This window comes from Bacillus sp. CCB-MMP212 (genome assembly GCF_022748145.1).
Classification (GTDB): Bacteria; Bacillota; Bacilli; order Bacillales; family Bacillaceae_G; genus Bacillus_A; species Bacillus_A cereus.
Map to the genome: position 1 here is coordinate 666,573 of NZ_JALDQE010000001.1, position 19,451 is coordinate 686,023.

Sequence of the window (19,451 nt, forward strand, 5' to 3'; positions counted from 1 at the left end):
TTTTGTAATTAGAATGTTGGATATCCCCAAGGGGCTGAATTTAACTGATTTCGTAGTGGTGTTGTTCTACCTTGTGCTAATCCTTTTCCTAAATTCATTCCAAGATTCGCTAACTGTTGACTAGAAGTTTGTCCAGTTACATTAGGTAAAGTTATATTGACATACATATCTCCCGATTGAACACTAAAGTTTGAATGTGTACCTTTACTTGTTAGATAATCATACTGAGACATAACCTGTACGCCTTCAGGAAGATTAAATGTTCCACCCATTTGCGCTCTTAACTCTTGGTGGATACCAATCTGTGCTTGTAAAGATTGCTTTGTCAATTCTCGAATATCTTTCATGATTTGCTCGTATTCAGATGAACCTTCTTCAAACTTACCACTATTTCGCTCTGCAATTCTTACCGCTAAGGTCTTATCTATAAGTGATTTACGATCTTGTAATTCTCTTACTCTTAGGTCACGTGCTAAGAAACTATCATCTCCTATACTTGGTCCAAAGTTCACACGTTCCTGCATGTACTTAATTTCCAAATCATCCATATTATTACCGAAATCATGTCTCCAAGCTGTAAGCCTTTGAATTCTTAAATTTTTAACTTCTAATTCAGCACTCGCGATTTGTTGACTCAATCCTTGAATAGTATCTTGTAACTGACCATCTGGATCTGCTAACTGTTGGGATTGCAGATTTGCCAGTTTACTTTTCATTTCTCCAATCATTGATTGGCTTGAAACAATCTGTGAATCAATATAAGTAGGACTCTCTGTGTTCATGCTAATAGCACTTAATGTATCCTTATACTGTTTCTTAGCCTGAGCTCTAGAAAATCCTTTCTGAGTGTCGTTAATATAAAATTCCGTTTTAATACGTTGTGCTTCAATTTGTTTTTTCTTATCTTCTAGGTCAAATTCAGCTTTTAATTTCTTTTCTTTGTCCTTACTCCGTTCAACAGATTCTTTAATTTTTTTATAATCAGCCGTCTCTACCTTTTCTCTAGTTTCTGGGTCCACAGTATACCTTTTCCCGTTTTTTTCTAATTCTTCCAACTCTGCTTCTCGCCCTCGAGTAAAGTTATGAAGCTCGTCCATCTCTTTTTTGTAAGCTTCTCTCTCTTGTTGAATTACTTGTAACCTAAGTTTCATATACTCTTTTGAGTCAGCTTTCACACCATCTAAAAGGGCGGTAATTAAGTTAAGTTCTCCCTTATTACTGGCAACTTTCTGGCTCTCTTGAATACGAGATTTTAAATCATCATAAGAAAAGTAATCATATTGACCCTCATCTATCATTTTATTCTCCCAAGCTTTACGAGCTTTTTCTGCTTCATCCCTTCGCATATTCTGCTCTGATTCAGAGATGGCCGATTTCCTATATTGATCTATAAACTCTTCTTTTTCCAATTGCTGCTTCTTAGCATACATTCCAGATTGATTTAAATACGATTGTGTTAAATCTGTTAAAGATGCTTTTGAATAATTTCCATCTTGACCTTTAGATTTTGCATCATTTGCCCTTTTTTCATTCTCTTTTTCTAAAGCTTCTTTCCAATTCGACGTTCCATATTCTCTCTTTATCCAATTCTCAAAATTCCCTTTAAATCCCCCTTTTCCGCCTAAAAATTCTTGACCTAATCCCACATCAAAACTATCTACGTCGGGGTGTCCTGGTGAAAAAGTATTTGTAATTTTATTCCATGCCAATCCGGCTTGTCTTAGAAATCTACTCCCCTTACCTTCATCTTCTTCATATTTAACATATGCTTCAGCGGCACCTGCGGTTTGATTATGATAATCTCGTATTTTTTCTTGCTTGGTCGTTAAACCAAAGCTCTCAGCAGAATTCGTTAAAACATCACCAACAGCGGTTGCAATAGCTAATTGTTTAGCAAATCTTCCTACGCTGCGTGCAAGTCCCATAATAGCCCCACCAGCTCCTCTTGTTCGCTGTGGGATAGTATCAAGAAAATCGAGAAACCCCTTCATTCTATTTTTTGATGCACCTTCAGCTTCATCAGCTACCTTTTTTACGGCACTTGATAAATCCCTGTACGCAGTGGTACTTTGTCTTGTTTGTATAGTAGCCTTTCGATTACTAGCCTCATATTCATCGAGTGCCTTATTAAGCCCATCCATATTATTTATCGATTTACCTACACTTTGATAGTTTTGATCTAGATATGTCTCAAATCCAATACGTTTTTGATCATCCATTTGAGCTAAACGACCAGCCGTTGATTTTTGATTCTCATTCATACTGTCAAAGTTAGTCCTATTTGATAAGGTATTCACTAAATGCTCTGAGAAATTTGTGGTAAAAACGTCTGTTAATAATTTACTTTGGGTAAGGTTGCGAGCATTATAGGCTGAACGAGTATGTAATTCATCAGCTGTTAATTCTTTCTTTTCACCTTTATAATAGCCTTTAGATTCATCCATGATGCTAAGGAAATCGGCCATATTTTCAGCTTTTCCACCATGATCTTTTACATATTCTTTTATCTCATTCTTTCTATCCTCTTTTAAATTTGCTAATTCTTCAAAATAACTTTTTAACGTATCATTTTTCATAGCCGCACGATAGAATTTTTTGTTATTTACTTGATTACGTAAATCTTGGCTCTCCCCCAAAACATGATCATTTAAAAAACCTACCGCTCCGTCCACTTTACGATTTGTAAAAGATGTACCACCAAAGAATTTGTTTTCCATAGTGGCTTTCTTGTAATGCTCTTCATAATTACTCAATTGACCTAATCGTTTGACTCCATGAATAGCACCAAAACCTACCAAGGCATTACCTAAAATCGTAATTAACTGCGCAAATAGCCCTGCATGTTTCTCCATTCCCTGGGCTAAGTTTGTAATAATTTTTGCCAAAGTTTGAATCTCTGGATTTAGCGCATCTAATACTGACACTAATGCATTATTAACAGATACCCCAGCTCTTTCCATTGTCACTGAAGGTGATTTCATCGTTACCGCAATCATTTCTTGAAGGCGTGCAGGATCTTTTTTAAATTCATTAATTTCTTGCTTAATTTTCCAATACGATAAATCCTTACTGTTATTTATCCCCGCTTTATGCATGGTCTCTAAAAAGGACATCAGTTTTGGTGGCTGGTTTGCCCCACCTTCTCCATACAGAATGGATTTTACTTTATCTTCTCCAATATATTTATTTTTGCTTGCTTTCGCAGTGTCTGATAGGATATCAATGAAATTCCGACGTACTTTCATACCACTTTCATTTTTTTCAAATACCTTTACACCATAATTTTCTAATTGCTTAGAAACAGATGGTAAAGTAATACGTTCTGCAATCGTTTTTAAGGCTGCACCTGCATTCTCCCCTGTTTCTCCTGAAGTTTGAATAGCTAATGCATTTAAAGTCACTGCATCTTCTGCATTCACTCCCACTGAATGGAGTGCTGTACCCGATTTTGACATTGCCTTCATAATATCTTCACTGTTCGCTTTAGTTTGACTCGTAGCAACAGCAAAAGAGTTAACTACTCCATCCAACTCCCAGACAGATAATTTAAACTGTGCCATAATTGTCTGTAATCCTGGAGCAATTGTTTCAACTAAGTCTGATTTGTTATCTAAGCGATAAACCTTAGAAGCTTGATCAACAAATTGTCGTGCAGATTGTTTATCTCCTGTTACATTTGATGCTATACCAGCTACCTTAGACATTCTTTCATAATCAATACCGTAAAGAGTGGATAAATCACGTACATTATTCATTAGATTTCCAGTATCATTATCTAATTTTAACCAATCTGTATTTCCATTTTTGTTTTTATATTCTGGTTTCAAAGAGAAGTTTTGTGTAATCTTTAACTGTTCTAACTGAGCAATTTTAAAGGTTTCCATTGCCTTAGATATTGCAGCCATCGGATCTAGCATTGAGCCCGAAGCAAGGCTCCTAACTTGTTTGGTAACCGCTCCAGCCATTCCAAACCCGTCAAAAGGATTGTCTTGTTTTGTGGATTTACTTGTACTAGAATCGCTATTATTTTTATTTGTATTACTATGATTTGATCCACTTGAGTTATTTAAAGTATTAGCACTATTTCCTGCAATAAAGCTTAACTGTCTATTACTATTCGCCTTTTGAGGGTTAGTATTAATTTCTAGAATTTCATTTCTTATATGTGCAAACTGCTTATCAACGGACTCCTTGATTTTTTTAATAATTTGCTTATTCAGCTTGTTAATTTCACTAGTTAAATATTGCGTAATATTAGAATGAGGTTCAAAGTCCACAGCTCTTACTGATTGTTTCATTGACATCATTATTTTATTTGTTCCTGCAGTTAATTTTTTATTAATTGTATTTTCCATACCCTCAAACTGCCTTTTTAAAGCATATCCTCTTAGAGATCCTCTATCCACAGAATGAAAAGTATGAGCTAACTCGGCTGGAGAAACACCTAAATCATTTGCAATATACCTTTGAAGTTGTTTAGATATATTTTTCATAGGTACTTCTACAGATTTGAGATCAATCTTTTGCAGCCCTCCTCGTATGCCTTTTATATAATTTTCTATTAAACTATCAATACGCTTAGCTGTTTTTATAATCTCGCTATCAATGCTATTCTCTTCGCTAATAACACCCTCGAAATCAAATTTTATAGAATCTTTTATTTTCCCTCTTACTTTTTTCGTTAATTCAGATAAATCTTTCGATGAAATTGTGAATGTCTGTCCTTCAATAGCAACCTCAGGGTTCAGTAAAATAGGTTTTAATTGATTTTTAATACTTACTAAAATTTGCTTAACCGTTCCCTTAGAAATATCTAATTTAAGTCCACTCAAGTTATCTGCATTTACTAAATCCCCCCCATTTTCGCGAATGGAATTTACTAATTGTTTAATTTGATTACTAATTAACTTAGAAATTTCTTTATTAATTTTATTAAATTCATCTTTTCCAACTGGTACTACGCTATTATTCATAGCAGAATCCATATTAATGTTTATATTTTTGATCATCTTTACAATCGTTTTATTTAACTCTTTATCTACTTTAGACATCAATTGTTGAACGGTTTCTTGTTTAATACTTAAAGGTGCTGTCCCAACTGAAGATAAAGTAATACCATTTGCCTGGACGATATTATTTAATTCTTGCTCAAGTTTTGCTCTAAGGTTACTTCCCGCTGCCTTAGATGTCTGAGCCGATAACGAAGATAAAGAGCTTTTCATAGTATCTATACGTTTTTCTATACTACCAAAACGATGATCTAGCTGTTCCAACTGTACTCCAAACTCTTTCATATTTTTTATTGACTTATCAAACTCTAGTGCAATAGTAGCACCAATATTTTGATTATTGACTGTCACTTATTTCACCTTCCTTTTACATAATAAAATCCCGCCCTATCCTCAAATAAAAAGGAAGGGCAGGATTATTTATTAGAGAATACCTGCTAACCACTCCATGTCATCAGCATTTGCAACCTCATATCCGTCAATTACTTCTTTTCCATCACTATGTTTTAGATTATCCTGTTCGGTAGCTTGAGCTGAACCGCCCCCAAATAACCCAGTGAAGGACATTGAATGTACCTTAACTGTAAACTCTATATGCTTATGGCATTTCTTTAAGTAATAGTTTAACTGAGGTAATGTCAAATCCCATATATCCTGTTTTTTCATCCCCAGGTAGTGACCTAAGTTAAAGAAAATTTCTGCCCAATCAACGTAGGCATTTTCGTCATATTCTTTTTCTTCTTCCTCAGAGTCTATAAAGACTTTTTTAAGCCATTAAGTCCAATCATAATATCTATAATTTCTTTAGCTGTTACAATATCAATATAATCCCCTAAATACTGAGCTGAAATTTCTTTATAATACGGTTTAAAGCCCATCAATAGGACCTCTAATAGTTCATCATAACTATCATTACCTGTTTCATCTGCAATTAAATTAGCAATAATGACACCTGTATCAATTGTATTCAACTTTTTCATTAGGTTTTTAGCATCTTTTAATCCTAAAGGAGGGATAGCATAGGTTTTTCCATCACGTAATGTTACCTTTTCATCCTCTTCGAAGAATACTTTTTCAATAAACTCTGATTCCTGCTTAGTTAACTTTACTTCCTCTTGTTTATTAGGTTCTTGCTGTTCAACCTTTTTCTCTGCTTCCTCTACAAGAGTAGGTTCCTCAATAGCTTCTTCTCTACTTGGAATTGCTAAATTACGTTCACTCATTTAATCTCCCCCTATATTACTCTATTACCCCTTAATAAATTTATAGAGGACGCAAGGAAGGGGATCACCTAAACGACCTCGTAACTAATATAAGAATTTATGTGTTAAATGTAACAACCTTATGAAAAAAGGTTTAAGTGATAGATATTTTTTATAATCCATTCTCACCCTTATCTAAAGTTTTAAAAATGAATCAATAAAAAAGAGGATACATTAGTATCCTCCTCTCTAATTAACAAACATCGCCATTTTTTTCAATTTGATAACGCTTAATAGAACCTAAACGACTGTCTGTACGTTCCCCATCAATAACTGTAAGTGTAATACTATGAGTCGCTGCTGTTTGTCGTGCTGTGTCTAATGTAAAGTTAGATTTCACTCGGCAAGAATATAGTTCAACTTGGTAACCTTGAATGCTACCATCCATTTGTTCAAAATGTCCATCATGAACAACAGATACTGTAAGAGGGAAATCACGAGAACCAATTGCCATTACATCTACAACCTCTGGGCGCTTGTAGTTCACATAAATTTGCTCTCCTTCAAGATAATCATTAAACTTAATCTCCCCTGTAGAAGGATCAATTGTATACTCACCTTTTGCAGGATTAGTTGTTACTTTTTTAAGTAATTTATTCTCTTTTACTAATCTTACAGATACATGCTCTGTCTTAGAAGAAGCTGAACCTAAAGATCCACCAAATAGAGGATTCTTAAGAGTTACTAGTCCACCTTTAACATCATGACGTTCTTCTAATACCCATACGAAACCATCAGGATCGATAGATGATGATGCTACAGGATAATAAACTACTACAGTATCACCTTCAACCGCACCACCTTTTAGTGTTACAGCTGATCCATTTACTGTAATTGCTGATTCTGGTACAAATGAACCTGCAACTTGGTTGAAAATCTGTACTTTAGGTGCTCCGCTACCTGTTAATACTGGACTAGATAATTTAATAGAAACAGGTTCAGTATCGCCAGCAATTGTTACTGTTTCATTTTTCAATTCATAGGCTAAGCCGCTAACTCCTTCTCGAAGTTTTGCCCCTAACACAAGACGTACCATGTTTAAATCAAATTTTGCATCCTCTGCAGTAATATCAATTACCTTTTTACGTAGTAGTGTATCAATAGGTGCTGAAGAGTCTCCCCCTTCAATATCAACCATATCCAACTGCACATCAAGACGCATATTCGCCATGTGACCTAGTGTAATTAATTCATCACACCCTGGAATTTTAGCCATAAATTTACCTGCACCTTTAATAATCATTTTCTTATTCTTACTGTTAAACTTGTCAAATTGTGACATTAACTACACCCCTCAATTTCAAAAATAAATTCAAATCTAGTGAAATACTTATAAGAGTGTTCTAGTTCACTTGCAACCTCTGCAGATCCTACATACTGACCCTTGAAAAATACTCCTTTAAATAACTGCAGAGATTGATTATCGAATAATTGATTTATTCTATCTGCAAGGTCTAATGCCAATTCCACATCATCATTTGTGTAGATATCGAAGTCAAATGTTATCACATGAATATTATTGTTTCGTTCCTTTTGAACAAATGACTTGTAAAATGCAATTAAAGGAATTTGGTTATTTAGTGCCTCTTTAGGAGACATACGCTTTTGTATGTGCATTTCATTTTCCATATCTACTGTAATATTATTAAGACCCATACATTTACGTATTACACTATCTTCTCTCAATGTCTTATGTATGCAAGCATAAACATCAGTGATACGTGGAAAGAACAACTCATCACACCCTCTTGTAAGTATTTGCAGTAACAATATAAGAAAATCACAATGAAAATTTAACATCACTTAGAATAAATTTAGTCAAACTCTATCTCACCCCATAATTACTCTTAACGAAATTGATTTTTACACTTAGATTCTATTAAACTCTCACGTACATTCTTAACTATTGAATTGAAATGATCAGAGATTTTCTTATTTATTCTTCAATTAACAAATTAACAATTCTATTAAGAGGAGTATTTGTCATTTAACATAAAACATGTAAATGATTTATTTCTCTGAATTTGTTTATAAATTACAAAAAATAATTAAATTCACTTTGAAATTGATGGAATTCAATATAAAAATAATGGTTTTAAATATTTTTAGTTTCTAAAATGAGATAGTATTGAATCTATTTTTATATCAAATAATCATTATTAAATAATAGATAATAATTTATTAATAATATTATTTAGCTTTAATATGGTTGATTCAGCTTTTACCTTTAAATTAAATGCTGCAATTTATACTTTGTGATTCAGCAACAACCTTTAAACTAATAAGTCTCTTTACAATTCACTTGCAACTATAGTTACTTAAATCTCGATAACTACAGTGAGGTGATATCTTGAATTTACATAAAGATAGAAATTTAAATGCTACTGATATAAAAAAATATTTTTCATTTTTATACAATGATAAACAGATAAGGGTCGTTCTTACTACAAGTAATCAATTCTTATTTGTTGGATACGATATAGGAAAAAATGCGATTGGAATAAAAAATCCTTATAGCTTAATCGAAAATATGGACAATCGATCTAAATACAGTGCTGTAATTACCTTTAATCAGGATATTAACCCTCAACGCTATATTTTAGTTGATTTAGAGGGACTCCATCATATGGTCTATAGAGCCAGAAAAGTTAAGGTTAATAGATTAGATTTTATTCATTGGGCCATATCTATAGAAAAAAATATACTTTAATTCATTTTATTAAATTGGCTTTTACTGAAGTAACTATCCTTCATATGATTTAATAAATATCCCGGCTAAATATTAATTATTTTGTAACCCTCAACTTTCTAACAACTTATTACGACTTTTAAATAGGAATTGGAGGTGAGAAAATGAATTTAGATATAAGTATAAGCCTGTTGCTATTTATATCCTTAGGGGTACGCGCATTTTTATTTGAAATAAAATTTCAGTACACACGTGAAAGATTACGCAGTATTCATGAATTGTTTGAAATTTTTTTAGACTGTTCTTTTTGTAATGGCTTTTGGACTGGATTTTTTGGTTATGTAATTGTAAATGGTATTGATATTATTCTAATACCATTTGCTATTTTAGTTGGTTCTTCCTCATACTATTTAACGTTATTTGTTAAAAGTCTTACACAAAAAAATTAAGAAGCACAGTTTATGTCGTTTATTTCCTAAATTATCCATTCCACATCTTTATCTACTTAACCCTACTAAACTTTAGTAGGGTTTATTTAATATTCCTATTATTTCTATCTATATACAAATTTCCAAACTAAGAAATTGCTCAAAATAGCAAAGTACATTTTGTACCGTACCTTGTTTACGCAACTAAAACAATAAATAAGACGACTATTAAAATATCTATCACCTTTAGAAATGGAGTGAACAATATGATTTTCTTTTCAAGTAAGCACCGAATTAAAGATCTTTCTTTCCTAAATAAACTTTGGATGACACCCGTAGCTTATGGACTAAAATATCTTGCCGGAACTGTAATATACATTGCAGATAAATTTGATGAAAAGGTAAGATTTGAAATCCTAAAAAGGCATATCTAAAATGGAGGAAATGAGAAAATAAAAAGAGGATTTATTCACCTTAAGAAAGGTTATAACGAACTGATAGAGGCCACTTTAAATTCCTGCTATCATGCAATGAATTAAAAAACATTTAAAAATCCTTTCTTGAAAACTTTAGTCAGGGAGATACTATTCCTATAAACTATAGAGGATAGTATTAGGTATCGCGGTGATTTCAAGTATAATTACGGACTTAAAAAGTTTAAAATTGCGTTAGTAAGAAAGAATTACTCTAAGGATATTTTTACTAACGCAATCTTACTTATTTTGAAAAAACATTTTAACAATCTATAAATAGATTTTCTACCTAAAACATCGTATTATCATTAGCTGCTTCATTTGGAATCTCTTGAATTACATCCCAGTGTTCGACAATCTTTCCATCCTTTATACGAAAAATATCCACTATAGCAACTCCCTTATCTTGAGAGTTAGTACGAGAATGTACATGAAGAGCAACTGTATCTCCTTCAGCTACTACACGTTTAATTTCTGCAGAAGAATTAGAGTTCTTAACAAAATCCTCCTTAAAGAAATCCATGAAAGCTTTTCGTCCATCAGATACGAAAGGATTATGTTGCTTATAATCTTCACTTACATATTTTTAGTAAAAAAACTCATAGTTGAATTTAATGTATCTAATTCCTTTTATTATCAGAATAAGCCTTTACAACAACTATTTATTATTTTTTATTTTTTATTTTTTATTTTTTATTTCATTAATTCTATAGTTTCTTTAATACACTTACCATTATCCATTGTTATATCTAATTTCTATTTAAAACCCTTCTTTGTAAGTTTACACCTATGTATCGTGTTAAATTGTGTGTGGCAAGATAAAACAATCTTTTAAATTTAATTATTGTTAGGTAGCTTCTACGGTATGATATTATCAAACAATTAGTTATACATATAAACCTAAAATTTCAACAATCTGACGTGCCTTAGCATTATCTATATAATAATGCATCTCTAACCCTCTTCTTTCTGAACGGAGTACGGTTCTCCTCAATTTTGATAAATGTTGTGAAACAGTGGATTGGGGGAGTCTTAATATTTCCGTTAACTGTGTAACATTACATACTTTATGGTGCATTAATTCATTTACAATTTGTAATCGGACAGGATGTGCCATTACTTTTAATACATCTACATCGTCTTCATGGATTTCAGCTAGATTTCTTTCAGATATTAATGTTATCATTTCGCATTCTCCTTTATTATTAATTTCTCTTTTCCTTTTATCCTTATAATTAATACTTATAACTGATTACCATTTGTCCTGTTGAGAAAATATATTCTCTTTTTAAAACAAAAAGGACACCAATTCATAAAAACGTTTTTTACTGCTTTAATGAATTGATGCCCTCTAATTTTTTGACCAGAATATATCTTGTTTTAAAGGATATCCTCAATTCCTTTTTCTCACATCTAGTAAAAAATATGTATTTTCTTTAAAATCCATATTAAGAATATTCTTCAAATCCTAAAAACATAAGTTTATTACAAAGTTTCTATCGAAAAACAATATGCAACTGGCTGGGGCTATTATGAAACTTGGTTTAATTGGAACTCTATGTTACCAGCTGGTACAACTTAAGAATTAGTCACTTTCTCAGACAATGGAGAAGATATTTGGGCTGCAGGCACATTCCGCTATAAAGTTGAAGTTACAAATGCTGACGGTTCTGTTGATACAATTTACATAGCGCCAATAACATTAGTAAATTAAATAATAGGTTCGCTTCACATCTTATAAATATATATACTTTAACAATATCATTAAATCTTCACATAGATATACTGGATCATGAAAAGAAGGATTACACCTTCCTTTTTTATATTTTAAAATAAAAACGTATCCCCACCTATATTTATCTATGCCAATTTAAGAAATAAATAATTCAAAAAGAAAAACACTACAACAAAGAATGTCTATTTGTTTCTTTTCGTTAATTTTCCTACATGTTGTATATAAAAAAATAAAGTAATACCTGTCATAGTAATTAAAAAGATTTGATAGTAATCAATCAACTGTAATACCCCTTCCATACAAAAATAAACTCAACGAAATATTCACTATAAAACCAACGTATGTAAAAAAACAGCTACAAGTCCATTCATAGTTTTAAAAATTTGTCCTCCTCTTCTTCTAAGAATATTCAAAATCTCAAATAGATTATCTTATATCGCCATCTTATGTATGCAGAATTACATATCAAACCATATCGAAAATCATTCTCATTGTAACTATAATGGTTTCAAGAAGTGGTATTTTTACTTCCTTTTCAAATCTCAAAATATATTAAAGGAGGCACTAACATTGTGAAAAAAGCTATTTTAGCAGGGGCACTAGGAATTGTAGTACTATCAGATATGAATTTACCAGGAGTAGAGGCATCAAAAACAAGTGCAGCAACTACAAATTTAGAAACTCAAGAAGTTACAAAATACTACTCTATGAGTTCCTATGAAGTTTCCCAAAAAGAATCATTTAATCTTAATAAAGGGGAAGAACTTACAGTCTTTGTACAAAATTCCGGGTTCCCAATTTTTTATACAGTCTTTGATGCAGATAATCAAGTAATTGGCACATACAATGCTAATTCACCATATGGTCGCGTATTCAAAGCACAATAAGACAGTAATATTTCTGTTCAATTTCAAGCAGGAGTAAATTCTTCTTACATGAAGAAAATGAATTTCACAGCTAAATTCGCAGTTTCTAAACTTAACCAACAATAAAAAATTTAACGATCCTCTTTAAAAACAAATTAAAAAGGTATATCCCTTCAATGGGATATACCTTTAACTTTAGTGAATTTTATATTGACCAGATAACCTCTCTTGCGCCATACGAACTAAACGTTTCGTAATCTCTCCACCTACTGAACCATTTGCTCGTGAAGTTGAATCTGGTCCAAGTGTAACGCCAAACTCCTGAGCAATTTCATACTTCATTTGCTCAATTGCACTTGCTGCCGCCGCTACCAAAATCTCGTTTGAATTGTTATTTTCTCGAATTTTCATTTCTAACACACCTCCATTTAATTGGTAATATCATGCTCTATTTCCAATTAAATATGCAAAATTTATATTTATTTAAGTAAGCGTGTGATTTACATTAATACATTCCAATTAAAAAAGATTTTACAAATGAATCAATATAATCCTTATTGATTATATTGAATTTTAAACTCTCCATTAATTCTTGTAACTCTTGTGATAGCCAACTTAATGATGTTGCTAGTTTCGCAATAGTGAGTTTAGTGTTTCACTTAACTCTTTGATGTTCGGATATTAACAATATATTGTTAATAATCACCATTTTATAGGTACACCTACATATAGGCCAAGTATGCAATTACAGAACGTTTGTTATAAAAAAACGTAAACATGTCAAACAAAAAAGACTCAATTACTATATCTCATACCTTCTTTTAAATATAAATCTACTACCTCGTTCTTAAATTCTATATTGTTAGTGACTCTAATTTTCCCCATAGAAAAATCCGCTCTTAATTCTCAATCAATTTCTTAAATTTCTTTTCTAATTGATCTGGTGGTAATACACCTCGTACATGATCTACTATAATTCCATCTTTATTAACAAAAAATGTCGTCGGTAAAGAGAATACTTTATAATCTAGTCCAGCTACTCCGTCCATATCTAGTAGAACCGGAAACTCAAATCCATAGCGATTAGCAAATGCGCTTGCTTCTTGTACTGGGTCACTAACAGTTGCATTCACCGCAAAAATTTCAACATCCTTTTTATATTTATCATACATATGAACTAAGTCAGGTGCCTCCATTTCACACGGCCCACACCATGATGCCCAAAAATTAATAATATATGGTTTTCCCTTGGCATCATTTAACGACTGCAACTTTCCGTCTAATCCTTTTAATGTGATGCCAGGTGCTTTAAAACCTACTTGTGGTAATACTTCTTTCTCTTGTAACTCTGCTTGTTTCGCTTTTCTTTCCTTTTCTTCTTTCTTTGAATTATAAAAGTTAACCCCCGCCCAAACGAGAGCACCTACTAGTATAATAGCAATTAGTTTCTTCACTTTTCTTCCTCCTCATTTTTAAAAACCTGTATATCCACCGAATAGACGAATAAAGAATGCTGTCATTTCCGTCATTTGATTTGTATACAATAAAATACCTGTAATATATGATAAATAAGATATATATATAGCGATAAAAAGTATAATGATATAAATGACAACACTCTATCCACACTACATAGAGTAGTGTTTACCCTAAAAAAAAGAGGCTATATGCACTCTCCAACAATAAGTACAATCGACACACAGAATAACCCTATTGTTACATATACCGAGTTCGTATGTAACGGAATAGTAAGCTTAACAACCTTTTCATTTAACACTTGCTCGATTCGTAAATTTATTGCTGTTTTTGCAAATGAAGCTGTAATACATCGATTTTCCATTGTCTTTATTTTAATTAATTTTAATAACGCACTACCTAACTCAAATGAAGATTTCATTTTTCCCATCGCATATTTATCTGCTGCTAACTCTTGATACGTATGATATCGTTGTAACAACCCTTTTAATATTGGGATGTACATCATCCCTTCTGCTAATAACGTAAAACAAAATAATTTTAGCGGATCCCAATTCTTTTGATGATATTCTTCATGGAAAATAATTGCATCCATTTCTTCATCTGAAAATGTCTGAAGCATCCCTTCTGACATGACAACTTTCGGACGAAATAGTCCAACTGTAAATGCCGCAACTTCCGTAGTCGGCAATATATATATTTGTTTTCCTTTTCGGATGAAAGGGATAAGTACTTTTTGTAATTTTTTACTATAGAAAAATTGTCGCCAAATTCTTTTGCACACGATTAATACAGTAAGTAATAATAATCCAGCGATTATTATACGAATCAGCGATAATTCTTTCATATGTTTTTCTAACTGGAACAAGCAAAATTTTGAAAGAAGGAACATCTTATTTTGAAACAGAAATGGATATGTAACGTAATACAGTAACAAGCTGAAAAAGAGGGTACTAACAATTACTGCTAACAATACGATTTTACGCATTTGCCATTTCATTTCATTAATCCTCTTTTTTTAACTGACTCAATTTGTCTTCTAACTTTTTTATTAAAGTCGGATCAGCCTGCTCTAACTCATCTAACATATGATTTACAACTAAATCTCCAAATTCCCCCATCAATTCCTGTGTCATTTTCTTCGTTTGATTGGATAAGAATTCTTCTTTCGTTTGTATAGCACGATATATGCCACTTCTTTTCACAGTCTGTTTTTCTAGGTGTAATTTCCCTACTAACCTGTTCATAACTGTCATAACAGTATTAAAATTCACAGGCGATTCTTCACTTAATCTCTGCTGGACTTCTTTAATAGTAATACCTTCAGTAGACCAAATAATCTCCATAATTTTCGCTTCAAGCGGTCCAAAGAAATGATTTAATCCTTGCTCATTTAACCTATAGTTTTGCGTAAACATCGTATGACTCCTTTCACACTACGAATTGTAGTACAAATTAAATGAGAGGTCAAACGCGAGTAATATAAACTAAAATTCACTACCTATAAATACGTACATCATTCTATTCATTATAAGCCTAACTTATCTCCAAATGTATCAAAGAGATACTGCTCTAATATTTGTACACTAAACTTCTCATTACGCCCAAGGGCAAATAATTCCCGATCTTTCGCTACGATAGTATCTAACGGAATAGCTACATTATCCACGATTTTTGTAATTTCAATTATATTACTTTTTACATTTACTTCTGTTTTAAATTCAACGTTTTCTAACACTATATGTGAACGTCTTCCTGATGCAAAAAAAGTAAAATTAGGATTTTTAACAACGCCAATTTCAGTCTCTAACGCATATAAATAGTGAAAAATTACATCTCTATGTCCATCTTTTATTATTTTTTCATCCTTCTCATCGTCTAAGTATTCTTTCAGCTTCGTTGTAAATTCAAATCGAAAATCCACTTTTTTCACGCTCCTTCTTTGTATTTCATATTAAATAAATATATTGAAATAATTTTACCATATTGTAATAAAACTTCCTATTAAAAGTAAAAACTGTTTTAGAAAATCGCTATTATTTCCGATACCCTTTTAAAATATAAGTATAAATTCAATATGAATGAATGCGTCATTATATCTATTTAAACATATTTTTTCCATATTTTGAAACATTAGTATGAAATATTATATATCAATGAATGGTTTCTAATGCATTGGTATATATAGTCAGTAGTTTCTTTACTATTCCGATATACTTAAGCTATATTTTCTAATTATTGATTACATTACGGAAGGAATGTAACTCTCTTCTATCGAATTTTTATATAACAAAAATGATTAGGTGGTGCTTTACTATGAAATTAGCTGTCATTGGTGGCGGTGATTTACAAGATTCAAATCACTTGCCTATTAATGAACGCCTTATAGAATTAACAAATAAACAGTACCCAAAAATATTGTTTATTCCAACGGCTAGTCATGATGATGAAAGCTATATAAAATTATTTTTAGACACGTTTGAAAAACAATTACATTGTGAAGTAAAAATTTTACGTACTACAACAGATTCACCTTCTAAGTATGAAATAGACGAGATGATTCATTCAGCCGATTTAATTTATCTAGGTGGCGGGAACTATATTCACATGCTTACGCAATGGAAAGAACATAGACTCGATGAAAAATTATTATTGGCTCTGCAACAAGGAACACTTATTGCTGGTTATAGCGCTGGTGCTATGTGTTGGTTCACGTCTAGTATCCGATCAGATTATGAAGGTTCTGGTTATATAGAAAGTAACGGATGGGGGATTGTTAATAAAAGATTTTGTCCACATTATAATCAATTAAACAGAATGAACGCCTTCCATTCCTTTTTACAAAATCATCAAGGGAATATAGAAGGAATTGCACTCGAGGATAATTGCGCTTTATATATTACAGAAGAATCCTTTGAGATTATCGGTGAACCGGAAAAAGCGTGGGAGTTTTATATGAGTGATAAAACACTCATTAGACAACATTTTGATATCACTTTAAAAAGCTATTTGTAAACCTGCACTTACGAAAAAATGTCCCTAAGTCTAATAACTTAGGGACATTTTTTCTATTTAACTAACTAATCGTGTAATTCGTTTCTTTTGCCATGAAAGCTTATAATATGCATACTGTAATATTAAGCTGACAATAAATGCTGCTGGATACCCGATCCAGATGCCTTCTATTCCAAGACTTGTATGGTAAGAAAGATAATATGCTACGGGTACTTCTACAAGCCAAATTGAAACAACTCCAATAACAGTTGGCCAAAGTACTGTACCGCTCGCTCGCATTGTCGCACTAATAATTTGTGCATGACCGAAAATTAAATAACTCCATAACGTAATCATAACTAAGCTATGAGCAATTTCAATTGTAGTTTGACTCGTTAAAAATAGTGATAAGATGTCTCTTGAGAATAAGTAAATAAGAGATATTAACACACCACCGATGACGTAGTTCATAATAATTCCGGCCTTCACAACTTTTTGCAATCGATCAAATTGATTCGCACCAATCGATTGTGCCGCAAAAATGGAAACTGTAATACCAAGGCTAACTGCTGGCATTTGTACATAACTTGCAACTTGATTCACAACGCCGTAAGCAGCTGTTGCATCCGAACCGTAACGATTTACAAATGCGATTACGGCAATCTCAGATAATGATACTAATATCATATTTATACTTGCTGGTATACCGAGCCTTAGCAATAGCTTTAATAACTCCCCATCCATTCGAAGGTATTTTCTAACCGTGCCATCTAGTTGTAATGGGTGATTTTTCTTCTTTAAATACACAAGCATGACAATAAACGTAATAACTGTAGATATAACAGATGCATAGGCCGCTCCATACACATCTAATTTCGGAGCTCCTAACCATCCAAAAATAAGAACTGGTAATAAAATCATATTTAGCGCTGTACTTACAATTAAAAAGTAAAATGGCGTTTTAGAATCTCCTGTACCTCTCATAAATGTTGTATATGCGAAATATAAAAATAATACTGGCATCGATATAAATAAAATCCGTGCATAATGTACACTTATTTCAATAATATTTTCTGGCGTTCCCATTAGACGCATAATATCCATCGCAAAAATACTGCCTATTATCGCCAACACAACTCCAATAATAAAGGTAAACGTCAACGTCGTACCAACGATAGCTTTTAAACGTTCTTCGTTTTTAGCACCAAACGCCTGACCAATTAAAATAGAGCTTCCTGAACCGATACCAATTACAAATGAAACGAGCAAGAAAAATAATGGGAAGAATGCTGATATAGCTGCTAAATCATTAACTCCAAGCCATCTTCCTACTACTACCATACCAAATAATTGTCCAACTGATTGTAGTACATTACTTAATAATAACGGTACTAAAAACATCGACATCGATTTCCAAATCGGTTTACTCTCACTTTCCAACTTATGTGACTCCGCACCTTCTTTATTGTTATCTGCAGGTGGTTTCAAATTTCATTTCTCCTTTTATTAAACATCTATTTTCAATCTCTATCTCTTTGTATAGTTGTTATAATACTGTGCTTCTATTCATTTTCTTTTCGTATGATTATAACTTCACCCAATATTGACTTCCATCGGCTGTTCGATCTAAAAATCCATATTCGATTAAATATCTTCTTAATGTTACAAAATCAGGGTATACTTTTGCTATCACTGTATTTACTTCTTTTTCAGTATACTTTTTATTACTATCAAACTTCTTCACTAAATGGCGCAATATAATTAATTTACGCTTTTGTTTCTTCGGAAATTTAGAGAGAGGTCCATCTAATCCTTCTGTAAAATGAGCTTTTAATACTTCATCATTTTCTTCTTCCGTAATATTGTATCGATCATCCACCATCGTTGCTGTTCTATGAATTGGCACAAATTTCGTTTGTACTTTTGATTTTTCTTCTGATAATTCCATTAGCGCTAAAAATACTTTTGCTTGCTTCATTTTCTCTCGCAGTGTAAATCGATGATTACGAATTGTTGATGTACTTCCGCCATCCATTTCTTTTACAATTTCTTTATCATTCAGTCCCATATGGAAAAACTGAACCATTTTCTTTTGTAAATCCGTTAAACCAGTAAATTTCTTATCCATATTTAACAAATAATCAAACATAGACGTATGCTCATTTTGAATATGCAATTGGACGAACTTCTCTGCTTCATACAAAATTTGATTATCTTGATAAATAACACCTTTAATAAATGTTTCACCACAAGCTAAGCAAATGTACTCCTCTTTTTCTTCATCAAACACATACCCTTTCTTTAATTCCTCTATTGACGCATCCCAAAACTTCTCTGAAACATCACTCATACTAAACACTCCTTTAAAATGTTTATTTAAAACCAAACAAATCAGCATAACGTTTATTATCACTTCACCATCTTATCACAACGCAAACAAACATTTCAATGTTTCGTTTACCCATTTTATAAACTTTTATAAAAACATCTAACAAAAGGGTTTAATACAACGAAAAGCG

Annotated in this window: 16 protein-coding genes and 2 pseudogenes; 4 read left to right on the forward strand and 14 right to left on the reverse strand. The window is 32.1% G+C overall.

Going from position 1 to position 19,451, the window contains the following annotated elements; all coding sequences use genetic code 11:
* Positions 1-8 precede the first annotated feature (8 nt).
* The 5 genes from MRP26_RS03290 to MRP26_RS03310 all read right to left on the reverse strand — a co-directional run bounded on the left by MRP26_RS03290 (position 9) and on the right by MRP26_RS03310 (position 8,005).
* Entirely contained in the window at positions 9-5,360 is a 5,352-nt protein-coding gene (locus tag MRP26_RS03290) for a phage tail tape measure protein (protein ID WP_242805974.1), read from the reverse strand.
* Between the two features lie 72 nt (positions 5,361-5,432).
* Positions 5,433-5,651, reverse strand: coding sequence for a hypothetical protein (locus tag MRP26_RS03295; protein ID WP_238143102.1), 219 nt, complete (start codon positions 5,649-5,651; stop codon positions 5,433-5,435).
* Between the two features lie 110 nt (positions 5,652-5,761).
* Entirely contained in the window at positions 5,762-6,232 is a 471-nt protein-coding gene (locus MRP26_RS03300; RefSeq protein ID WP_090976056.1) for a DNA polymerase III subunit gamma/tau, read from the reverse strand.
* Positions 6,233-6,464: 232 nt separating this feature from the next.
* Positions 6,465-7,553, reverse strand: coding sequence for a hypothetical protein (locus MRP26_RS03305; RefSeq protein ID WP_242805975.1), 1,089 nt, complete (start codon positions 7,551-7,553; stop codon positions 6,465-6,467).
* Positions 7,553-8,005 (reverse strand): hypothetical protein, encoded by a 453-nt coding sequence (locus MRP26_RS03310; RefSeq protein ID WP_242805976.1) that lies wholly within the window; start codon positions 8,003-8,005, stop codon positions 7,553-7,555. The genes MRP26_RS03305 and MRP26_RS03310 overlap by 1 nt, the downstream gene beginning before the upstream one ends.
* Positions 8,006-8,621: 616 nt before the next feature.
* On the opposite strand from MRP26_RS03310, the gene MRP26_RS03315 reads away from it, so the two are divergent.
* A complete protein-coding gene (locus tag MRP26_RS03315) occupies positions 8,622-8,981 on the forward strand; it encodes a BRO-N domain-containing protein (protein WP_044584301.1) in 360 nt (119 codons plus the stop codon).
* 143 nt (positions 8,982-9,124) lie between these two features.
* Entirely contained in the window at positions 9,125-9,409 is a 285-nt protein-coding gene (locus tag MRP26_RS03320) for a hypothetical protein (RefSeq protein WP_044584300.1), read from the forward strand.
* Between the two features lie 741 nt (positions 9,410-10,150).
* Here the strand turns inward: MRP26_RS03320 and MRP26_RS03325 are convergent.
* Together MRP26_RS03325 and MRP26_RS03330 are read right to left on the reverse strand one after the other, a co-directional pair.
* Positions 10,151-10,447, reverse strand: a pseudogene (locus MRP26_RS03325) (nuclear transport factor 2 family protein); the annotation flags it as partial.
* Between the two features lie 300 nt (positions 10,448-10,747).
* Positions 10,748-11,047: an ArsR/SmtB family transcription factor gene (locus MRP26_RS03330; protein ID WP_000631354.1), complete on the reverse strand. Its 300-nt coding sequence runs from the start codon at positions 11,045-11,047 to the stop codon at positions 10,748-10,750.
* Between the two features lie 1,121 nt (positions 11,048-12,168).
* Between MRP26_RS03330 and MRP26_RS03335 the strand changes: the two are divergent.
* Positions 12,169-12,588 (forward strand): annotated as a pseudogene (locus MRP26_RS03335) (hypothetical protein).
* A gap of 69 nt (positions 12,589-12,657) precedes the next feature.
* On the opposite strand, the gene MRP26_RS03340 reads toward MRP26_RS03335, so the two are convergent.
* From MRP26_RS03340 to MRP26_RS03360, 5 genes are all read right to left on the reverse strand, one after another.
* The gene (locus MRP26_RS03340) at positions 12,658-12,873 is read right to left on the reverse strand and encodes an alpha/beta-type small acid-soluble spore protein (RefSeq protein WP_242805977.1); all 216 of its coding nucleotides are present in this window, start codon (positions 12,871-12,873) and stop codon (positions 12,658-12,660) included.
* Between the two features lie 488 nt (positions 12,874-13,361).
* The gene (locus MRP26_RS03345; protein ID WP_000733184.1) at positions 13,362-13,916 is read right to left on the reverse strand and encodes a TlpA family protein disulfide reductase; all 555 of its coding nucleotides are present in this window, start codon (positions 13,914-13,916) and stop codon (positions 13,362-13,364) included.
* Positions 13,917-14,125: 209 nt separating this feature from the next.
* Entirely contained in the window at positions 14,126-14,938 is an 813-nt protein-coding gene (locus MRP26_RS03350; protein ID WP_242805978.1) for a M56 family metallopeptidase, read from the reverse strand.
* 4 nt (positions 14,939-14,942) lie between these two features.
* A complete protein-coding gene (locus MRP26_RS03355) occupies positions 14,943-15,356 on the reverse strand; it encodes a BlaI/MecI/CopY family transcriptional regulator (RefSeq protein ID WP_242805979.1) in 414 nt (137 codons plus the stop codon).
* A gap of 110 nt (positions 15,357-15,466) precedes the next feature.
* Positions 15,467-15,862 (reverse strand): DUF3942 family protein, encoded by a 396-nt coding sequence (locus MRP26_RS03360; protein WP_000347524.1) that lies wholly within the window; start codon positions 15,860-15,862, stop codon positions 15,467-15,469.
* 392 nt (positions 15,863-16,254) lie between these two features.
* On the opposite strand from MRP26_RS03360, the gene MRP26_RS03365 reads away from it, so the two are divergent.
* Positions 16,255-16,953 (forward strand): peptidase E, encoded by a 699-nt coding sequence (locus tag MRP26_RS03365; protein WP_098562233.1) that lies wholly within the window; start codon positions 16,255-16,257, stop codon positions 16,951-16,953.
* A 57-nt stretch (positions 16,954-17,010) separates the two neighbouring features.
* On the opposite strand, the gene MRP26_RS03370 is transcribed toward MRP26_RS03365, so the two are convergent.
* Positions 17,011-18,420, reverse strand: a complete 1,410-nt coding sequence (locus MRP26_RS03370; RefSeq protein ID WP_242805980.1) for an MATE family efflux transporter — start codon at positions 18,418-18,420, stop codon at positions 17,011-17,013.
* A 97-nt stretch (positions 18,421-18,517) separates the two neighbouring features.
* Positions 18,518-19,282: a DUF2087 domain-containing protein gene (locus MRP26_RS03375; protein WP_242805981.1), complete on the reverse strand. Its 765-nt coding sequence runs from the start codon at positions 19,280-19,282 to the stop codon at positions 18,518-18,520.
* Positions 19,283-19,451: the final 169 nt, after the last annotated feature.

Coding starts and splice junctions, on each gene's coding strand:
- MRP26_RS03300 (WP_090976056.1), bottom strand. CDS start 6,232: ATGAGTGAACGTAATTTAGCAATTCCAAGTAGAGAAGAAGCTATTGAG.
- MRP26_RS03365 (WP_098562233.1), top strand. CDS start 16,255: ATGAAATTAGCTGTCATTGGTGGCGGTGATTTACAAGATTCAAATCAC.
- MRP26_RS03305 (WP_242805975.1), bottom strand. CDS start 7,553: ATGTCACAATTTGACAAGTTTAACAGTAAGAATAAGAAAATGATTATT.
- MRP26_RS03330 (WP_000631354.1), bottom strand. CDS start 11,047: ATGATAACATTAATATCTGAAAGAAATCTAGCTGAAATCCATGAAGAC.
- MRP26_RS03375 (WP_242805981.1), bottom strand. CDS start 19,282: ATGAGTGATGTTTCAGAGAAGTTTTGGGATGCGTCAATAGAGGAATTA.
- MRP26_RS03320 (WP_044584300.1), top strand. CDS start 9,125: ATGAATTTAGATATAAGTATAAGCCTGTTGCTATTTATATCCTTAGGG.
- MRP26_RS03355 (WP_242805979.1), bottom strand. CDS start 15,356: ATGTTTACGCAAAACTATAGGTTAAATGAGCAAGGATTAAATCATTTC.
- MRP26_RS03350 (WP_242805978.1), bottom strand. CDS start 14,938: ATGAAATGGCAAATGCGTAAAATCGTATTGTTAGCAGTAATTGTTAGT.
- MRP26_RS03340 (WP_242805977.1), bottom strand. CDS start 12,873: ATGAAAATTCGAGAAAATAACAATTCAAACGAGATTTTGGTAGCGGCG.